Raw genomic sequence first — 18950 nt, 5'->3', positions numbered from 1 at the left:
GATTTTTACAAGCCTGGCTGAGGAACGCGCGTAGACTGTTGGCTAGCCGCATCACCTGCCGCCCTTTTCCTCGGAGCATGCGGAGTCTTTTCCCAGTAGTGCGGGCACCGGTAGAGCTGCCAGACCGCCCGCCAGGCGGCGATCGAAAGCAGCAGCCAATAGAAGGGTGTCATCACGACATAGCGCCAGAGCCGTGCCCGATCTTTCACAGGCAGACTGCGCCACCCGATCACCAGGAACCCTGCATAACCAAGCGCGATATTGGCAACGTCAAGCAGCAGCAGGGTCTCATAGATCTCCGGAACCGTCCCCGTTACGGCAAGCCACAGTGCCCCGCCCAAGACAGCGATGAACATCAGAACATTGCTGAGAGCGGCCGTCAGCGCGCAGGGAACCAGGATCTGGATGACGAAGAATGACCGGGCGCCAACGTCCCTGAAAAGCCGCACCGGGTGCCGCATGTGGACGAGCCACGTCTGGATCCAGCCTTTGAACCAGCGTGTTCTCTGCCGCAGCCAGATCGCGAGCTCGGTTGGCGCATCCTCGCAGGTGGGCGAAGAGATGGTCCCGATATTGTAGCCCATCCGGTAGAGCCTGATCCCGAGATCGGCATCTTCCGTGACGTTGTAGGGATCCCACGCGCCCACATCCTCGAGCGCCGCGCGGCGAAAGTGATTGGAGGTCCCGCCAAGAGGCAGGACAAGCTGTCGTTTCGCCAGCCATGGCAGCACGACCCCGAAAAGCGCGGAGTATTCAAAGGCGAACATGCGTGCGAGCCAGCTTCCGCGCCCGTTGGTGATGACGAGCGGCGCCTGCACGCAGGCAAGGGTATCATCTCCCTTGCGGAAGGCACGCCACGCCTCCAGCAGCTGATACGGGTTCGGGCGATCCTCGGCGTCGAACACCGCTATCAGCTCGCCCGTTGAAAGCGGCAGGGCATAGGAGAGCGCCTTCGGCTTCGTGCGCGGCAGGGAGACCGGTACTTCAATCACCTGCACGTGGTCCCGCAGTTCCAGCGCCCGGATGGCGGCGAGCGTCTCGTGGTCATCGCGTTCGCACACGAGCTTGATCTCAAGCTTGCTTCTCGGCCACACCAGCCGGCTGAGCGACGTCATGAGCTGCGGCACCACATCGGCTTCCCGGTAGAGCGCTACCATGACGGTGTAGACAGGCATCTCGTCAGCCTTGAACCCATTCAGCGGGATCTCTGGCGTCACATCCGAACTGCTGGCGGTCAGCAGCTTGAACACCACACAGCAGAAGCAGACGAGCGAGACGATGATGTGTATGGCGATCAGCGTATGGCCTGGCCAGTTGGCGGCACAGGCAATCCCACCAGCCAGTGCAGCCCCCAGCAGCACGCCCTGCCGTCCGCTCAGAACCGTGCTGGCTGAATAGACCGGAAGGGCTTCCTTCAGTCCGGCCAGTGCTTTTCTGATCGCGTCTTTTCTGCCTCGTTGCTCAAAGGCTTGCCGGAGAGCATGACTCTGAACAAAGCACACCCTTGAACGCTGCTCCGGATGGTCTGCGAGATACTTTGCGAACGCATCGAGATCCAGGTGGCGGGGCGCGAGCAGGAACACGTATCTGCCGCTGTCATCCATCCCTGTGACGACCGGGAGCCCTGCTTTCCGACCGATTGCCTGCAGGCACTGTTCGCCCGTGACCATCAGCCGTTCAGCTCTTATGCTGCTGACCGTCTGCACCTCCATGAGCTCTGCCAGCGCCCGAACGAGCGCTTCCTCCGAAACGGCTCTCGACGCAATCAACTCTGCCTGGAGCGGCACGCCGAGGCTTTCTGCCCGCCGGGTAATGTTACGCCAGTCCGCTTGGCTTAACCCGAGCTTGAGCCGCAAGGCTCGCCAACCGTACTGAAGCCAACCGGCCGCACCTCCCGGCAGCGCCTCAGCCCGACCTGTGTCATGAGAATTGATTGGTCGACTGCGAACACCCGGCTGGTGTTTTAGCCCGTCAGCCTCTTGGCGGTGCCCGCCCGCGCGTCGTCCCTCCGGCAACACCACCACACCGTCGGCACGACGTTCATGAGCGGGATGTTCATCTGCGGACCATCCATCCACGGAGCGCCCATACGCAGTCCGGTCGTACGCACGTGCCGGTATGACCCGGATCACCCGCACACTTTTGTTGACGCGAACATTCGACGGCACGCGCAGTTGTGCGCGGCCTCCACCAGCGACCAGCATCATGAGAACACCCCACCCTCATCGGGCGCGAACGCGCCGGATGGTCTAGACTTGCGCCCGACAGCAGCAGTCTTGCCAGGCACATGCAGCAGTGATTTGGCAATCGTTATGCACTGTAAAGCTATCACTAGCGCGAAGGCACGAATGCAAGGCTTGCTCTGTTCTGGTTAAACAGAACCGAACACCATCGATCAGGATGTAAGTTTGTCTGAAATTCAGACGCCAGCTACCAAGCTTGTGCTTACTATGGTCCAAGAACCTCAGTGCCGTCAATTCACATTTCTCGTTAAGCGATTTTTTAGGAGCGCATTTGCAATCTGGAATTGCATATGCGCCTGCTTGCCGGAAACAACAATTACTGTAGGCTGCGATCTTGGCAGATTCGCTCAAAGGGGTCTCATGCTGCGTTCCCGTTTGGCTCTCGCATTCGTTGCAGTCATGGTGTCGGCGCCCGCCTTTGCTCAGGTCAGGGTTCCGCATTTCTGGGACACGCGGCAGCGCCTGTCAGCACCGGATCTTACCACGATCCAGCGCCTGCGGTTTCTCACCACGACGGACTTCTTTCCGTTCAGCATGCTTGACCCGCAGGGCAATCTCGTCGGCTTCCATGTTGATCTTGCGCGCGCCATCTGTAGCAAGCTCAGCATCGACAACCGCTGCCAGATCCAGGCCATGCCCTTCGAGGAACTGGGCGAAGCGCTGGAACGCGGCGAAGGTGAGGCCATCCTCGCGGGCATCGCAGTCACAGCGGAAACCCGCGCGACCTACGACTTTTCGCGTCCCTACTTCCAGTTCCCTGCCCGTTTCATTGTCCGCCAGGATGCCCGCCTCGCTGAGCCGCTCTATGCCACACTCAAGGGCCAGCGTGTTGGCGTTCTTGCCGGCAGCGCCCACGAGGAAATGCTGCGGGATTTCTTTGACGGCGTGACCGCCGCCCCCTTCGAGGCGGAGCAGGATCTGTTTGCGGCCATCCGCAACGGCGATGTTCGCGCCATCTTTGGAGATGGCCTGCGGCTTAGTTTTGCGCTGACAGGCGAAGAGACGGATGGATGCTGCAGCTTTGCCGGTGGACCTTATCTTGCGCCCGAATATTTCGGCCATGGGCTCACAATCGCGACGCGGGATAACCAGCCGCTCCTGCAGGACGCGCTCAACTTCGCGCTGCAGCAACTGGAGGCCGACGGCGTCTTCACCGAACTCTATCTGCGCTACTTCCCGGTCGACTTTTACGAGCAGCTCCCCTAGAGCAATTCCAGGAAAAGTGGGAACCGGTTTTCCGTCAGGAATTGCGCTAAAACAATGACTTAGATAATTCAGCGTTTCTTTGAAGCCCTGCAATGTCTAAAGAGCGCCCCGCGTAAGAAAAAGAGCCCCTTCCATTGACGCTTTGCACGGGGCCGCGTACATGCCGTACGTTCCGGGAAAGCCCCGGATAGCCCCATTTTTGGCGGCACAAAGCCAATCAGATCTACCGGAAGCCACGATGACATCGTCAAGCAATGCATCCTCTTTTTCCCCCGACCTCCTGAATGCAGCGGCGGAAAGCAAGGCATGGCCATTCGAAGAAGCCCGGAAGATCGTCAAACGCTACGAAAAGTCCGGCTTTCCTGAAAAGGTGCTGTTTGAAACCGGCTACGGTCCGTCCGGCCTGCCGCACATCGGAACGTTCGGTGAAGTCGCCCGCACGTCCATGGTGCGCCATGCCTTCCACGTGCTGACCGACAACAAGGTTGCGACGAAGCTCCTCTGCTTCTCGGACGACATGGACGGCCTGCGCAAGGTGCCGGACAACGTGCCTAACCAGGAACTGCTGCGCGAGCACCTTGGCAAGCCCCTGAGCGAGGTGCCGGACCCGTTCCTGAGCGGCCAGTCCTTCGGTGCTGCGAACAACGCCCGCCTGCGCGCCTTCCTCGACCGGTTCGGCTTCGACTACGAATTCGCCTCCTCGACGGAATATTACCGCTCGGGCCGGTTCGACGCGACGCTGCTCAAGGTTCTGGAGCGCTATGACGAAGTGATGGCGATCATGCTGCCGTCGCTGCGCGAAGAGCGTTCCAAGACCTATTCGCCGTTCCTGCCGATCCACCCGAAGACCGGCGTCGTGATGCAGGTCCCGATCGAGGAGCGCAAGCTCGACGCCGGCACGGTCGTCTGGCGCGATCCGGAAACGGGCGAAGCCTTCGAGACGCCTGTAACCGGCGGCCACCTCAAGCTGCAGTGGAAGCCTGACTGGGCTATGCGCTGGGCAGCTCTCGGCGTCGACTACGAAATGGCCGGCAAGGACCTGATCGACAGCGTGAAGCTCGGCGGCGAGATCTGCAAGGTGCTCGGCGGTCGTCCGCCGGAGGGCTTCAACTACGAGCTCTTCCTCGACGAGCACGGCCAGAAGATTTCAAAGTCAAAGGGCAACGGCCTGACGATCGACGAATGGCTGCGCTATGCGCCGACCGAGAGCCTGTCGCTCTACATGTTCCAGAAGCCGAAGACCGCGAAGAAGCTCTACTTCGACGTGATCCCGCGCGCCGTGGACGAGTATTACACGTTCCTGTCTGCCTACAATCGGCAGGACTGGAGCAACAAGCTCGGCAACCCGGTCTGGCACCTCCACAACGGCAATCCTCCGGCAACGGAACTGCCGGTGCCGTTCGCGCTTCTGCTGAACCTGGCGAGCGCTTCCAACGCAAGCGAGAAGAGCGTGATGTGGGGCTTCATCTCCCGCTACGCGCCGGGCGTCACCGCTGAAACGCATCCGGAGCTCGACCGCCTCACCGAATACGCGATCCGCTACTTCGACGACTTCGTGAAGCCTGCGAAGAAATTCCGCGAGCCAGACGAAGTGGAGCGTGCAGCGCTGGAAGCAGTCTCCGCGAAGCTTGGCGAGCTGTCGGCAGGTGCGGACGGCGAGGAGATCCAGAACGCGCTGCTCGACGTCGCCCGCGGCATCGAACGCTATCAGGACCATGCGAAGAAGAGCCCATCCGGTGGACCGGGTGTTTCGGTCTCCTTCTTCCAGATGCTCTACGAAGTCCTGCTCGGCCAGGAACGCGGACCCCGCTTCGGATCCTTCGTGGCGCTTTATGGCATTGAGGAGAGCCGCACACTCATCGCGCAGGCTCTGTCGGGCGAACTTCGCGCCTAGCTTAGCCTACGTCAGGCCATCGCGTGACGGTGGCCTGACATGCTCACTGGTAAAAAGCGGGATGATAGACCGCATTCCCAACCGGGATCGCACCGGCAAACGCGATCGCCATGAAATATTCCGCCGGCACGCCCTCAAATTCCAGGCCTTCGGAAACGCGGAACCCGAACCGCTGGTAATAGGCGGGGTCGCCCAACACCACACACCCAGCCCAGCCATCTGCCTGGATGCGCTCGAGCCCTTGCCCGATCAGTGCAGCGCCTACGCCCCGCCGTTGAGCATCAGGCGCAACAGCGACCGGCCCCATGCCGAGCCAACATCCCTCGTTGCCCCCGATTGTCACTGGCGAAAAGGCAACGTGCCCGACGATTTCACCATCGCGTTCCGCCACCAGCGACAGCGTCAGAGCGCCCGCGTCCCGCAAGGCGTCGACAATGTGCTGCTCGTTGCCGCTGCTGTGCTCTGCTCCCGCGAACGCCTCGCGGACGATCCTATGGATCGCAGGCAGGTCCGCAGGCTTTTCTTGCCGGATGATCATCGAAACCTCTGACTGTGAAGGACGGAACGTTCAGTTACCGTAAACTAGCGCAGTGCCGATGGACGTTAACCATCGCAATGCTATCCTTACCACGTGCGGATAGGTGAGTCAGGGGAACTAAACCTGACAGCATCAGGGTACCGACAAGCCCCGTTTTCCCGCCTCCCGCAGCCTCGCGTGCTTGCGAATAGTTAGTAATTCGCACTCCTGCGTACCCAGAGTTAACGGCATATTTACCATAGTTGACGAAAGATTTGCCTTGGAAGGCGGATGGTCGATTCGACCTTCGGGGCCTTCCCTGGAGCGTGTAGGCGTTGACGGATAGCCAGTCGCGACTGCTCCGGTGTCGGAGAACGGCGGCCATAAAGGTCGCGTATAGGCGGGCGATCCCATGAGTACCAGGCTTTCTTATGTAGACAGGCTGAATGATGGACGGCAGCGTAGGCCCAGCTCTGCACTGGATGATATTACCCAGACACTCTCCAGGCTTGAACAGCATCTCGGCCGCGCTATCGACAACCGCGACAGTGAGGACGTGATAGCGCAACGGCTCAAGAAACTAGCGGATGAAGCGGCCAGCGAGAGCAACGGCCCCGTTCGCGTTTCTGCCAGTGCCGCAGCAAGGGATCCTCATCTTTCGCCGCTCGAACGCCTATCGCGCGATCCGCTCTTTACACGCCGCCAGGACGAGCCGCAGAGTTCCGTGAACTCGCTTGCGCGTGAGCTCGGCAACCTGCGCAGCGACCTGCACACCATCATCAACAGCGGCATGCGGGAAGAGTTCTCCCACCTGCGTCACGAGCTCTCCGACCTGCTCGCCGCTGTCCCGCACTCCCGAGGCACGGAAGGACTGGAAGCTGGGCTTGCCCGCATCGCCCGCTCCGTCGCCGAACTGTCGGAACGCGACGACCGAGATACCCACCTGCTGCAGATGGAGCTCGGTCGGCTGAAGGCCGCGATCGACGAGCTGCTACATGCCGAGCAGGTAAGGACTGCTCAGGCGCCGCTCTCCAGCGACTTTGATGCCCTGCAGGCCCGCCTCGATCAGGTTGCGGCAACCATCGATCATATCCCTGACCTGCGCTCCGTCCGCATGCTGGATGAGCGTATGCAGCAGCTTGCCCATGCACTGGAGCAGCTGGCGCTACGCAGCCAGGGCGACCAGCAGCATCTGGTTACCGCCATTGACGAGCGTCTCGACGAGATCTCCCGCGCCATCGCAGCGTCAGCAGCACTTGCGCGCTCCTCCGGCATCAACCCGGCTGTCCTGGAGCGCATCGAGGCTCGCATCGGCTCGCTCGCCCGCCAGGTGGACGAACTGAACGACGACCCCACCTCCGATACAATCATCGAGCACCTGATCGGGCTCTCCACCCGCGTCGATGACCTTGCCCAGAAGGTGGAAGTACCAGCCCAGTCGCTCGAGCGGCTTGCCCACTACGTACAGCTGATTTCGGAGCGGATGGGGTCCGTCTCCCTGGCGCCGGAAACGGAGCAGATGCTCCACGGCATCGAGGCGCAAGTCAGTGCGCTGTCCAATGCCTTCACCCGCCATCAGGCGGATGTGCTGCAGCATGGCACCAGCCTCTTCCACGACCTTGAGCAGAAACTCGTAGACGTCGTCACCCGCCTGAGCAGCACGAGCGCGAGCGCCTCCGATTCAACGCTGATGGCGATGATCGACGACCGCTTCTCCGATCTTGCCCGCCGCATGGACGACGTGCGGGCGCTGGGAGATGAGCGTACCTACCAGGCTCTGGAAGCCCGCCTTGAGAACATGGCGAACAAGCTCTATGCGGTCACCAGCAACGGCGGCGATCCGCGCCTTCTGCGCAAGCTCGAGTCTCAGGTAAGCCACCTCTCTTCGCTCCTGTCCCAGCCGCACCAGGATCTGGCCGGCCTCGCACGACTGACGCCGCGACTGGAGCAGATCGAGCGGGCGATGACAGAAAACCGCGCCTCTCTTATCGATGCCGCAAGGCAGGCCGCCGAAGAGGCTTTGCAGAAGTTTGCCGTGTCCCAGCGGTCGGAGCCGATGGACGCCCGTCTGCAGGACGAGTTGCAGAAGCTCGAAGTCCTGACCCGACAGACCGCCGAGCGGAATTCCAAGACTTTCGAGGCGATCCACGACACGCTGGTGAAGATCGTATCGCGGCTTGGCACGCTCGAAGCGGAAGGCAAGAGCCTCGAGGGGGACACCCCGAACACATTCCCGCCCTTCAGCGAGCCGGAGCCGGTTTTCGCGCAGCAACCTGTGTTCGAAGAGACGGGCGCGCTGTTCGGTGAGAAAGCAGCCACGGACGGTTCGCTGGAGACTGTGAAGTCACGCTTCCGTTCGCTGTCGGAAGCCTTCCGCCGTCGCCGCAAGCCGCAGCAGGAAGAGCAGGCGGCCATCGAACCCTCACTCGCAGGCCTCGCGAACGATCGGCACGAGCAGAAGGAACCCATCTCGGACATCAACACGATCCTGCGCCGCGTGACAGCAGATCGGCCGTCCTTCGGCGTCAGAAGCCCTGATGCCGGCAAGGCCGACTTCATTGCAGCCGCCCGTCGTGCCGCCACCGCCGAGGCTGGCGAGCCGGAGGCGTTCGACGACGAGACGGGAGAGCCGCGGAGACGCCGCAGCATCAGCACCATTGTTGGCAAGCACAGGAAGCATGCGATGGTGGCGCTCGGCGGCGTTATCCTCCTCGCTGCCGGCATGCACTGGGCGTCGACCCTGTCGATGGGGCCTGCATCGCCGCTGATGGACATTGCGAAGGATGCTCCGGCCGAACCTAAGGCCGTGACCAAGCAGATTGCCGCCGCCAAGAAGCCTGATCCGATCCAGACCGGTTCGATCAAGCCTGCTTCGGCCTCCAGGAAGGCGAACGCGGAGGAGCGCATCATTCCCCAGCATGCGTTTGCTGCGCCCGACACGAAGATTGAAGCCGCGCCCGCAACAGCAGCTGCGAAGGCAGCAGACGCTTTCGTTCCGACGGAAGCCGATCTTCCGGCCGAACTGCAGGTGCAGGCCCTACGCGAAGCTGCGCTTCAGGGCGACGCAATCGCCTATTTCGAAATTGCAAATCGCTTGGCTGAAGGCCGCGGCATGCCCCGCAACATCGAGAGTGCTGCAACCTGGTACGAAAGGGCTGCCGACAAAGGCCTGGCGCTCGCCCAGTACCGCATCGGCAACATGTACGAGAAGGGCATTGGCGTTGAACGCGATCTGACGAAGGCCAAGACCTGGTACAAGGCGGCGGCCATGCAGGGCAATCTCACCGCCATGCACAATCTCGGCGTTCTCTACGCCATGGGTGCCGACAACGATGCCGACCATCGGGCGGCCGTACGCTGGTTCACCGAAGCCGCGGACTTCGACGTCACGGACAGCCAGTTCAACCTGGCGATCCTGGCCGCCAAGGGTCTCGGCATGCAGAAGGACATGACCGAGGCCTACAAGTGGCTCGACATCGTCGCCCGCAAGGGTGACACCGACGCGGCTTCCAAACGGGACGATCTGGCCCGCGCCATGGAGCCGGACCAGCTGAAGATCGCGGAAGGAAAGGCGAAGCTCTGGAAGGCCCGCAACGTCGATGCGGCGGCCAACACGGTTGCCGTGCCAGTCGAGTGGAATGAGCCGCAGATTTCGAGCGCTTCGCCGGAATACAAGCAGGCCCTCACCAACATCCAGCACCTCCTGAACAGGATGGGCTATGACGCCGGTGTGCCCGACGGGATCATGGGAGCCAAGACCCGAAACGCCATCAAGGCGTTCCAGTCGAAGCACGGCCTGACGCCTTCCGGGGAGATCGATCAGGACCTCGTCAAGAAGCTGCTTGAGCAGAATGAAACAGCCTGATTTTCAGGCTGTTTCCGGCGTTTCCCGCAGCGCCCCAATTTGGTGATTTTTGCTGTCGATGTTAGCGACTCTTCAAGCTATTACACGTAGTAGTTTGACTTCGCCGTAGCGTCGGCGCATGAACGCGACCGTCGATCTGCACCAGTGGATGTAACGTCCACGATAACCTTGTTACGAATTGCGGGTGTCACCGGGTGGGCATCTATCTCCCTATTGCGGAAATGTCCGTAAACATGGTGGTTCTTCTCGCCATGGGGGGAGCGGTCGGCTTTTTGTCAGGCATGTTCGGCGTCGGCGGCGGATTCCTGATCACCCCTCTCCTGATCTTCTACAACATCCCGCCTGGCATCGCCGTTGCAACTGGCGCAAACCAGGTCATCGCCTCGTCCTTCTCCGGCGCGCTCGCCCATTTCCGGCGTGGCACGCTGGACGTGAAGCTCGGCACCATGCTGCTCATCGGCGGTATCGTCGGCTCGTCGCTTGGCATCTACATATTCGCCTACCTGAACAGCCTCGGCCAGCTCGACCTGATCATCTCGCTGCTCTACGTCATCTTCCTCGGCACCGTCGGTGGCCTGATGCTGGTGGAAAGCGTGCGCGCAATCCGGCGCACTCGCTCAGGCCAGCCGCCCAGCGCCTCGACCACCGGGCACCACAACTGGATCCACCGCCTGCCGCTCAAGATGCGCTTCCGCACGTCGAAACTCTTCGTCAGCGTCATCCCGATCCTAGGCATCGGCGCAGGCATCGGCGTGCTTTCATCCATCATGGGTGTCGGCGGCGGCTTCATCATGGTTCCGGCCCTCATCTACCTCCTGAAGGTGCCGACCAACGTGGTCGTTGGAACCTCACTGTTCCAGATCATTTTCGTCTCGGCCTACACGACCATCGTGCATTCGACCACCAACCACACGGTAGACGTTGCGCTCGCCTTCCTGCTGATGGTGGGTGGCGTTGCAGGCGCCCAGTACGGAACCCGCGTCGGCCAGAAACTTCGCGGCGAGCAGCTGCGCGCGCTGCTGGCGCTTCTGGTTCTTGCCGTCGCTCTGCGCCTTGCCTTCGACCTCTTCGTGCGGCCGTCGGACGTCTATTCGATCGTGATCGGGAGCGTTTGAGGATGCTCCTGCGGATACTCTCCTGCCTCCTGTTCCTCTGCCTTGGCAGCAAGGCTTTCGCGCAGGCGCAGCAGGAGCCTCTGCCTGAGGGTATCCAGATCGGCCTTTCCACCGACACTATCTACATAACGTCTGACTTCTCCGGCGCCGATCTCACGATCTTCGGCGCATTGGAAAACCCCAACACGCAGGTTTTGCGCCAGGGTCGCTATGACGTTGTGGTGGTTCTGGAAGGCCCTCCCCGCCCTACGGTCGTACGCAAGAAGACCCGCGTGCTCGGTATGTGGATCAACACGGAGTCGGTCGCCTTCAAGGACGTTCCCGCGTCTTATTCCATTGCCATGACCCGTCAGCCGCAGGACATCACGGACCCGAGCAGCTACCGCCGCCTTGCGCTGCGCGCCAACAACCTGTTCCTGCAGCCGCTGAGCCCAAACATCGACGATACCACGCTCAAGGAATTCTCCACCGCGCTGCGGGATCGCAAGAATGCGGCCGCGCTTTTTGCCGAGCGTATCGGCGGCGTGCAGTTCCTCTCGCAGAGCCTGTTCCGCGCCACACTCTATCTCGCGCCGCATGTGCCGGTCGGCACCCACCGCGCCCGCGCTTTCCTGTTCCGCAACGGCGTGTTCATCAAGGAAACCTCGACCAACCTCACGATCCGCAAGGCAGGTCTTGAGCAGCGCCTTTACGAATACGCACAGACGAACGGCTTCAACTACGGCGTCTTCGCCGTGCTGCTGGCGATGCTCACCGGTTGGCTGGGCAGCATCATCTTCCGCAAGGGCTAATGAAAGCTGCGAGGCTCTCACCCACCTCATGCTGAGCTTGTCGAAGCATGAGGGCGTCAGCTAATGATAACCGCGACTACGATCGAAGCAGACTTCCCGCGATCGGATAGACCTGAGCTTTGCCAAGCATATAGGCAACGAGCCGCTCGCGATGGAACAGCCCCGCAAAGGCGCGGTCGAGCACGTTCAACGTTCCGGTCAGGGAGCCGAAGGCGGGCATCACCATGCGCAGACCGTCCGTCGCGAAACAGGCGCGGCGCACCGATCGTCCCCGCTGCACGATCCGGGCACCCGGATGCAGGTGGCCTGCGATCTCGCCCTCTTCGCCTTCCGGCATGTGCCGGAAGATGAGGTTGCCAAGCGCCAGTTCTTCCACGCTTTGCCCCGGCAGGCCTTCCGGCGGCGATGGATCATGGTTCCCGGTGACCCAGAACCAATCCCGCCCGCTCATCAGGCCGAGCAGCCTTTCGCGGTAGATGTCCGGCATGCGGCCAGCGCCGCCATCGTCATGGAAACTGTCGCCAAGGCTGATCACTGCGGACGGGCGATAGCGGGCGATCACAGCCTCGAGCCGTGTGAGCGTCACGCCCGTCTCATAAGGCGGAATGAAGCTTCCGCGCCTCGCATAGGAAGAACCCTTTTCCAGATGCAGGTCAGAGACGATGAGGATCGACTCTTCCGCAAGAAACAATGCACCCGAAGAGTCGCACAGAACGTCTTCTCCGGCGATCCTGATCACCGGTTGAGCGGGTCGTGCTTCGATCTTGGCGTAAAGGTTCATTCGCCCAGCGCTTCATGGATCAGATCGGTTGCGGCTTCCGACAGCAGATAGTCCTCTGTCGCACCCGGTACGTGCTCGCGGCCGATTTCCAGCATGATGGGTACGGCCAGCGGTGAAATATGCTCAAGGTCTTTATGCCTGATTCTGCCCTTGATGCGCGAGAGCATCTCAGAAAGACGGCCGATGTCCAGCAGGCCAGTCGCCGCATCCTTCCACGTCGCCTGCAGCAGGATGTGGTCAGGTTCGTGCGTCCGCAGCACGTCATAGATCAGATCGGCCGAGACGGTCACCTGCCGCCCGGTCTTCTCCTTGGCGGGATGCCGCCTTTCGACCAGCCCCGAGATGATCGCGCAGGTGCGGAACGTGCGCTTCATCAGCCAGCTTTCCGCAAGCCAGCTTTCAAGGTCGTCTCCCAGCATATCTTCGTCAAAGAGTTCGTTGAGCGAGAGCTTCCCGCGCCGGATCATCTGGCCAACGTCGCGCACCGTCCAGACCGCAAGCGTGTAGTCCGTCGCAACGAAGCCGAGCGGCTTCGCTCCCATGCGCTCCAGCCGTCGTGTGAGCAGCATGCCGAGGGTCTGGTGCGCAAGCCTGCCCTCGAACGGATAGGCGACCAGATAGTAGTGATCGCCGCGAGGAAAGGTCTCGATCAACAAATCCTCACGGTGCGGCAGGACCGATTTGTCCTTTTGCAGGCGCAGCCAGTCCGCAACCTGATCCGGCAGCGCGTCCCAACGGTCAGGGTTGGCGAGCATCGCCCGGACTTCGGACGCGAGGAAGGTGGAAAGCGGAAACTTGCCACCCATGTAGGACGGCACCATGGCGTCGCCCGGCGCGTTGGTCACATACGCTTCGCTCTCGCGGATCCCTTCGAAGCGCAGCGTGCGGCCAGAGAAGAAGAACGTATCGCCCGGCGCAAGCTGCTCCAGGAAATACTCCTCCACCTTGCCGAGCGACACCCCGCCCCGCGCGAAGCTTGACGAGCGCCGGTCGCGGATCAGCCGCACGTTCAGCATCGCCTCCTCGACGATGGTACCAAGGTTCAGCCGGTACTGCTGCGCGACCGACGGATGCGAAATCCGCCACCGCCCGTCCTTCATGCGCCGGATGCGGGCGTAGCGCTCATAGGTCCTGAGCGCATAACCGCCTGTCGCCACGAAATCGACAACGCGCGAAAACGTGTGTCGGTCGAGATTGGAATAGGGTGCTGCACTCCGCACTTCCGCGTAGAACTCGTCCTCATCGAACGGACTTGCGCAAGCTCGTCCCAGCACATGCTGCGCCAACACGTCGAGCCCGCCTTCACCCATCGGCGGCGTGTCCTGCGCACCCACATAATTCGCCTCAAGCGCTGCCCGGCATTCGAGGATCTCAAAGCGGTTTGCGGGCACAAGAATGGCCTCGCTCGGCTCGTCCATCCGGTGATTGGAGCGGCCGATGCGTTGCGCCAGACGGCTCGCACCCTTCGGCGCTCCCACGTGGATCACAAGATCCACGTCGCCCCAGTCGATGCCTAAGTCGAGCGTTGAGGTCGCCACGATCGCCCGCAGGCTGTTCGACTCCATCGCCTTTTCGACCCGCCGCCGCTGGCCCACGTCGAGCGAGCCATGATGGAGCGCAATGGGCAGAACGTCCTCGTTCACATGCCACAGCTCGCGAAAGATCGCTTCCGCCTGGCTTCGTGTATTGACGAAGATGATCGTCGTCTTGTGCTTCTTGATCTCCTCATAGATCGCGGGGATTGCATAATGCGACGAATGCCCCGCCCAAGGCACCCGGTCCTCCGTCTCAAGAATGGAGATGTTGGGTTTCGCGCCGCCCGGCACGGTGACCAGATCGGCCAGCGCGCTTTCAGCACTTTGGTCAACCAGCCAGCGCCGCAGCTCGTCGGGCTCGGCCACCGTCGCAGACAGGCCGATCGAGATCGGCTCTTTTGCCAGCCTGCGCAACCGCGCAAGACCAAGCGAAAGCAGCTGCCCGCGCTTAGAGGTCACAAGCGAATGGAGCTCATCCAGCACCACGTAGCGAAGGTCCTCGAAGAACCGCTCAGCGTCGCCGGATGCGATCAGCAGCGCCAGCTGTTCGGGCGTGGTGAGCAGAATGTCGGGCGGCACCTGCTTCTGCCGTTGGCGCTTGTGCGAGGGCGTGTCCCCTGTCCGCGTCTCCACGCGGATATCGAGCCGCATCTCTTCAATCGGCGTATTGAGGTTGCGCTGGATGTCCACCGCCAGCGCCTTCAGCGGCGAGATGTAGAGCGTATGGATGCCTCGCATCGGCTCTCCGGGCCTCCGCCTTTCCCGCGTCGCCAGATCCACGAGCGAAGGCAGGAAGCCTGCCAGCGTCTTGCCGGCACCTGTTGGCGCGATCAGCAGCACGGATCGTCCCTCGCCCGTCCGCTTCAGAAGTTCAAGCTGGTGATAACGCGGCGTCCAACCCCGCGCGGCAAACCACTCCCGAAATCGCTCGGGCAGCAGCGCGTCGGCCTCGTCGCCGGTGATGGGCAGGGTCGTGCTCAAGATAACCCAGAACTAATGCAGAACATCCCCATAGCCAAGTCCTAATCGCCCTCATTTCAATCATCCGGCGAAGGCCATCTTCCGCTGAGGCATTTCTGCACTATGTTGTGTGCATGGTAGATCCTCGTTCGCTCCTGCGTCTGCGCCCGGAAGGGCTCTGGTGTCCCGAAGGGGATTTCTACATCGATCCCGTTCGCCCGGTTGAACGCGCGCTCATCACCCACGGCCACTCCGACCATGCCCGATCCGGTCATGGCGCTGTGCTCGCCACGCGTGAGACGCTCGACATCATGGCGATCCGCTATGGCGAGAATTTCGCCGGAACGACGGAAGAAGCTCCCCTTGGTAAAACCCAGGCAATCGGCGGCGTCAGGGTTACCTTCCACCCTGCGGGCCATGTCCTTGGCTCCGCGCAGATCGCCATCGAAAAGAATGGCGCACGCGTCGTCGCCTCCGGTGACTACAAGCGCGAGCGCGACCCGACTTGCCTTCCTTTCGAAGTCATTCCCTGCGACGTGTTCATCACCGAAGCTACCTTCGGGCTGCCGGTTTTCAATCACCCGGCCGCTTCGACCGAGATCCATCGCCTGCTGGACTCCATGCGGCAGTTTCCGGAGCGCACGCACATCGTCGGCGCCTACGCGCTCGGCAAAGCGCAGCGCGTGATCGCGCTTGCCCGCGAGGCTGGCTACACTGACACGATCTACCTGCATGGCGCGCTGATCCGCCTATGCGACTACTACACCGAACAGGGTATCGACCTTGGCCCTCTGGAGCCCGCCACCAGCAACAGCGCCCCACCCGCCGGAGCTCTCGTTATAGCGCCACCTTCGGCGGTGGATGACCGCTGGTCACGCCGCTTTGCGGATCCGTTGGCAAGCTTCGCCTCCGGCTGGATGCGCATCCGCCAGCGCGCCAAACAGCGAGGTGTAGAGCTCCCGCTCATCATCTCCGACCACGCCGATTGGGACGATCTGCTCCTGACCATCCGAGAGACAGGTGCGGAGGAAGTCTGGGTCACCCACGGCCGCGAGGAAGCGCTGGTGCGCTGGTGCGAGATCAACGGCATCACCGCAAAGCCGCTTCATCTCGCGGGCTACGAAGACGAGGCTGAATAGGTGGAACGCTTCGCTGAACTCCTTGACCGGCTCGTGCTGACGCCCTCCCGCAACGGCAAGCTGCGGCTGCTCAAAGACTACTTTGCGAGCCAGCCGGACCCGGACCGCGGCTGGGGCCTGGCAGGCCTTACCGGCGGGCTGGACTTCCCTGCGATCAAGCCCGCCATGCTGCGAACCATCGCCACCGAGCGCCTTGATCCCGTGCTCTTCGCCTATTCCTACGACTATGTCGGTGACCTCGCCGAAACGGTTTCCCTCGTCTGGCCGGAATCCCGCAGCCGCCGCAATTCCACGCCGAGCCTTGACGAGATCGTGCAGCGTCTGTCGTCCGCGAGCCGTTCCGATGCCGCCGGTGTCATGTCGGACCTGCTCGATGAGCTGACGCCCTCCGGTCGTTATGCGGCGATTAAGCTGGCGACGGGCGGCTTGCGCGTCGGCGTCTCCGCACGTCTGACGAAGCAGGCGCTTGCCGACTTCGGCAATGTTCCGGTCGAGGAAATCGAGGAGCTATGGCATGGGGTCGTGCCCCCGTTCACCGACCTTTTCCAGTGGCTTGAGGGAAGTGCACCCAAACCCACCAGCGCCGCCCTCGCCCCCTTCCGCCCGGTGATGCTATCCAATGCCGTTGCGGAAAACGACTTCGCCTCGCTTGATCCGGCCGACTACGTCGCAGAATGGAAATGGGATGGCATCCGCGTGCAGGTCGTCTCGGAGAAGGGCGTGCGCCGCCTCTATTCCCGCACCGGCGACGATATTTCCGGCACCTTCCCTGACCTGCTGGAGCACATGAACTTCGAAGGTGCGATCGACGGCGAACTGCTCGTTGGCCATCCGCCCACCCGGACCGGCACATTTTCGGACCTGCAGCAGCGCCTCAATCGCAAGACCGTATCGAAGGCAATGTTGCGCGATGCGCCAGTGTTCGTGCGCTGCTACGATCTGCTGATCGACGGAAATGAGGACCTGCGCCCTCTGCCATGGGTCGAGCGGCGCAAGCGCCTTGAGGCCTTCGTCGCGACGCTCGAGCCCGACCGCTTCGACCTTTCGCCACTCGTCACCTACCATTCGTGGGACGAGCTGAACGATATGCGCTGCACTCCGCCTCATCCGGTGATTGAAGGCGTGATGCTGAAGCGGAAGGACTCGGCCTACATGGTTGGGCGTCCCAAAGGGCCATGGTTCAAGTGGAAGCGCGACCCGCACACCATCGATGCGGTGCTGATGTATGCCCAGCGCGGTCACGGCAAGCGTTCCAGCTTCTATTCAGACTTCACCTTCGGGGTCTGGTCGGGGCCTGAGGATGACGCAGCCTTGGTTCCCGTGGGCAAGGCCTATTTCGGCTTCACCGATCAGGAGCTGCGGGAGCTGGACAAATACGTCCGCAACAACACGATCGAACGCTTCGGACCTGTCCGCTCGGTCCGGGCTGATCGTAACCATGGCCTTGTTCTGGAAATCGCGTTTGAGGGGCTGAACCGCTCCACCCGGCACAAGTCCGGCGTGGCGATGCGCTTTCCCCGCATCTCGCGGCTGCGCTGGGACAAGCCGGCCAATGAAGCAGACCGGCTTGAGACACTGGAACAGCTGCTGCAGGAAACGGCCTTCGAAGCACCGCAGATCGAGTAGCTATTCGGTCGTCACCGCAATGCCGAAAATGTCCAGGTTCCGACCCTTACCCTCAACATCCGGCACGATCGAGATCGTTCCACCCGAGGCTGACGCATTGGCCAAGTCGACCTCGAACAAATAGTCCGCCGCCGTCGCACCCACCACGTAGCGCAGGCGATTGCACTTGCCCATGCCGCCGAAATCGCAGGCGACCGCGATCTGGCTCTCGCCCTCGGGCGCCCTTGCCCTCACGCTGAATGTGGCGGTGCGTCCAGCGAACTGCTGGAGCGTGCCTGGATCCACGGTGAAGGTAACCGCCCTGGTGCCTCCGATGGAGATAAACTCACCCTGCTCATCCGAGCTTGCCTGGGCTCCGTTTGCCGCCTGCACAGTGGACGTGTCAGACGGGTTGAAGATTTCGACCCACTGGCCATCCTCGCGGCTTGGAAGCAGCGGCCCGTTGCCGCCCACAAGCGGAGCACCGTTGCTGCCAATGATCTCTTCGATGCTGGCGCCGCCGGTGCGAACAGCTTCCTCGCCCTGCCGCCAGAGCCACAGGCCGCCCCAAGCCAGAAGTGCGAGCACCACGAGCCACAGGATGAGCCGCGCCCACCAGGGTAGCCACCGCTTGCGCTTCTGCTTGGGATCACGTCCATCATCGCGCAGCAGCGCTTCGGCCTTGCGCGCACGGGCACGTTCACGCTTGCCACCTTGCGGCGCGATCCGTTCCTCGCGCGAAATGGAGGGTACAAAATCGGCCTCCGGTCCGCTCAGCGAGGGCTCCGGAATGGATGGCTCGGGTACGAAATCCATCGAAGGGGCGGCCATCGCCTGCGCTTCGGCTGCAGCGAATTCCTTTTCGATCTCTTCGATGATGCCGAGGATCTGCTCGCGGCGACGGTAGACATCGTCGGCGCTCAGTTCGGGATTGTTCTTTACCGACTTCTCAAGCGCTGCAAATACCTGACGGTACACGGACTCGCGAAAACCGCGATCCCGCGCGTCACCCTTCGCCAGCGCAGCCAGTATTCTATCTTTCACCGACACCGATATGAGACCTCATCATCGTACCAACTTACCGTTAACCATCCGGATGAGTTGGATCAACGGCAATGCACCCCTTCCCACTGAAAAGCGGGCGAATTAGGAGAGGTTCCAGAGAAAGGACCAGGCTTTGTGTCCGGACCTGCAGGAATCAATGACTTAGATCATTTCTGCGCGGCAACGCAAAGCTGAAATGAACGCGTTCCTGACACTTCAGGTGAAGAGATGAACTCATGGGAAAGGCGGCTCCCC

General features: G+C 61.9%; 12 protein-coding genes. 7 read left to right on the top strand and 5 right to left on the bottom strand.

Features of this window, described 5'->3' with window-relative positions:
- Positions 1 to 5: 5 nt before the first annotated feature.
- Complete coding sequence (locus tag IEX27_RS14785; RefSeq protein WP_188721850.1) at positions 6 to 2207, bottom strand: glycosyltransferase family 2 protein; 2202 nt, start codon at positions 2205 to 2207, stop codon at positions 6 to 8.
- A 396-nt stretch (positions 2208 to 2603) separates the two neighbouring features.
- On the opposite strand from IEX27_RS14785, the gene IEX27_RS14780 reads away from it, so the two are divergent.
- On the top strand, positions 2604 to 3449 hold the full coding sequence (locus tag IEX27_RS14780) for a transporter substrate-binding domain-containing protein (RefSeq protein ID WP_188721849.1): 846 nt from the start codon (positions 2604 to 2606) through the stop codon (positions 3447 to 3449).
- 238 nt (positions 3450 to 3687) lie between these two features.
- Positions 3688 to 5343 (top strand): lysine--tRNA ligase, encoded by a 1656-nt coding sequence (locus IEX27_RS14775; RefSeq protein WP_188721848.1) that lies wholly within the window; start codon positions 3688 to 3690, stop codon positions 5341 to 5343.
- A gap of 43 nt (positions 5344 to 5386) precedes the next feature.
- On the opposite strand, the gene IEX27_RS14770 is transcribed toward IEX27_RS14775, so the two are convergent.
- A complete protein-coding gene (locus IEX27_RS14770) occupies positions 5387 to 5881 on the bottom strand; it encodes a GNAT family N-acetyltransferase (RefSeq protein WP_188721847.1) in 495 nt (164 codons plus the stop codon).
- A 391-nt stretch (positions 5882 to 6272) separates the two neighbouring features.
- Here IEX27_RS14770 and IEX27_RS14765 point away from each other — a divergent pair, with 391 nt between their 5' ends.
- The 3 genes from IEX27_RS14765 (at position 6273) to IEX27_RS14755 (ending at position 11631) form a co-directional block, all read left to right on the top strand.
- Positions 6273 to 9725, top strand: coding sequence for an SEL1-like repeat protein (locus IEX27_RS14765; RefSeq protein WP_188721846.1), 3453 nt, complete (start codon positions 6273 to 6275; stop codon positions 9723 to 9725).
- Positions 9726 to 9919: 194 nt separating this feature from the next.
- Complete coding sequence (locus tag IEX27_RS14760) at positions 9920 to 10840, top strand: sulfite exporter TauE/SafE family protein (protein WP_188721845.1); 921 nt, start codon at positions 9920 to 9922, stop codon at positions 10838 to 10840.
- Between the two features lie 2 nt (positions 10841 to 10842).
- Positions 10843 to 11631: a TIGR02186 family protein gene (locus IEX27_RS14755; protein ID WP_188721844.1), complete on the top strand. Its 789-nt coding sequence runs from the start codon at positions 10843 to 10845 to the stop codon at positions 11629 to 11631.
- A gap of 76 nt (positions 11632 to 11707) precedes the next feature.
- On the opposite strand, the gene pdeM is transcribed toward IEX27_RS14755, so the two are convergent.
- Both pdeM and IEX27_RS14745 read right to left on the bottom strand, forming a co-directional pair.
- Complete coding sequence (gene pdeM, locus IEX27_RS14750) at positions 11708 to 12412, bottom strand: ligase-associated DNA damage response endonuclease PdeM (protein ID WP_188721843.1); 705 nt, start codon at positions 12410 to 12412, stop codon at positions 11708 to 11710.
- On the bottom strand, positions 12409 to 14928 hold the full coding sequence (locus tag IEX27_RS14745; RefSeq protein ID WP_373869887.1) for a ligase-associated DNA damage response DEXH box helicase: 2520 nt from the start codon (positions 14926 to 14928) through the stop codon (positions 12409 to 12411). The genes pdeM and IEX27_RS14745 overlap by 4 nt, the downstream gene beginning before the upstream one ends.
- 113 nt (positions 14929 to 15041) lie before the next feature.
- Here IEX27_RS14745 and IEX27_RS14740 point away from each other — a divergent pair, with 113 nt between their 5' ends.
- A complete protein-coding gene (locus tag IEX27_RS14740) occupies positions 15042 to 16046 on the top strand; it encodes a ligase-associated DNA damage response exonuclease (RefSeq protein WP_188721842.1) in 1005 nt (334 codons plus the stop codon).
- Positions 16047 to 17672, top strand: coding sequence for a cisplatin damage response ATP-dependent DNA ligase (locus IEX27_RS14735; protein ID WP_188721841.1), 1626 nt, complete (start codon positions 16047 to 16049; stop codon positions 17670 to 17672).
- On the opposite strand, the gene IEX27_RS14730 is transcribed toward IEX27_RS14735, so the two are convergent.
- Positions 17673 to 18701, bottom strand: coding sequence for a hypothetical protein (locus IEX27_RS14730; RefSeq protein WP_188721840.1), 1029 nt, complete (start codon positions 18699 to 18701; stop codon positions 17673 to 17675).
- Between the last annotated feature and the right edge of the window lie 249 nt (positions 18702 to 18950).

Source organism: Nitratireductor aestuarii, from assembly GCF_014641695.1.
GTDB lineage: Bacteria > Pseudomonadota > Alphaproteobacteria > Rhizobiales > Rhizobiaceae > Chelativorans > Chelativorans aestuarii.
This window is presented reverse-complemented; position numbering and strand designations above follow the sequence as displayed.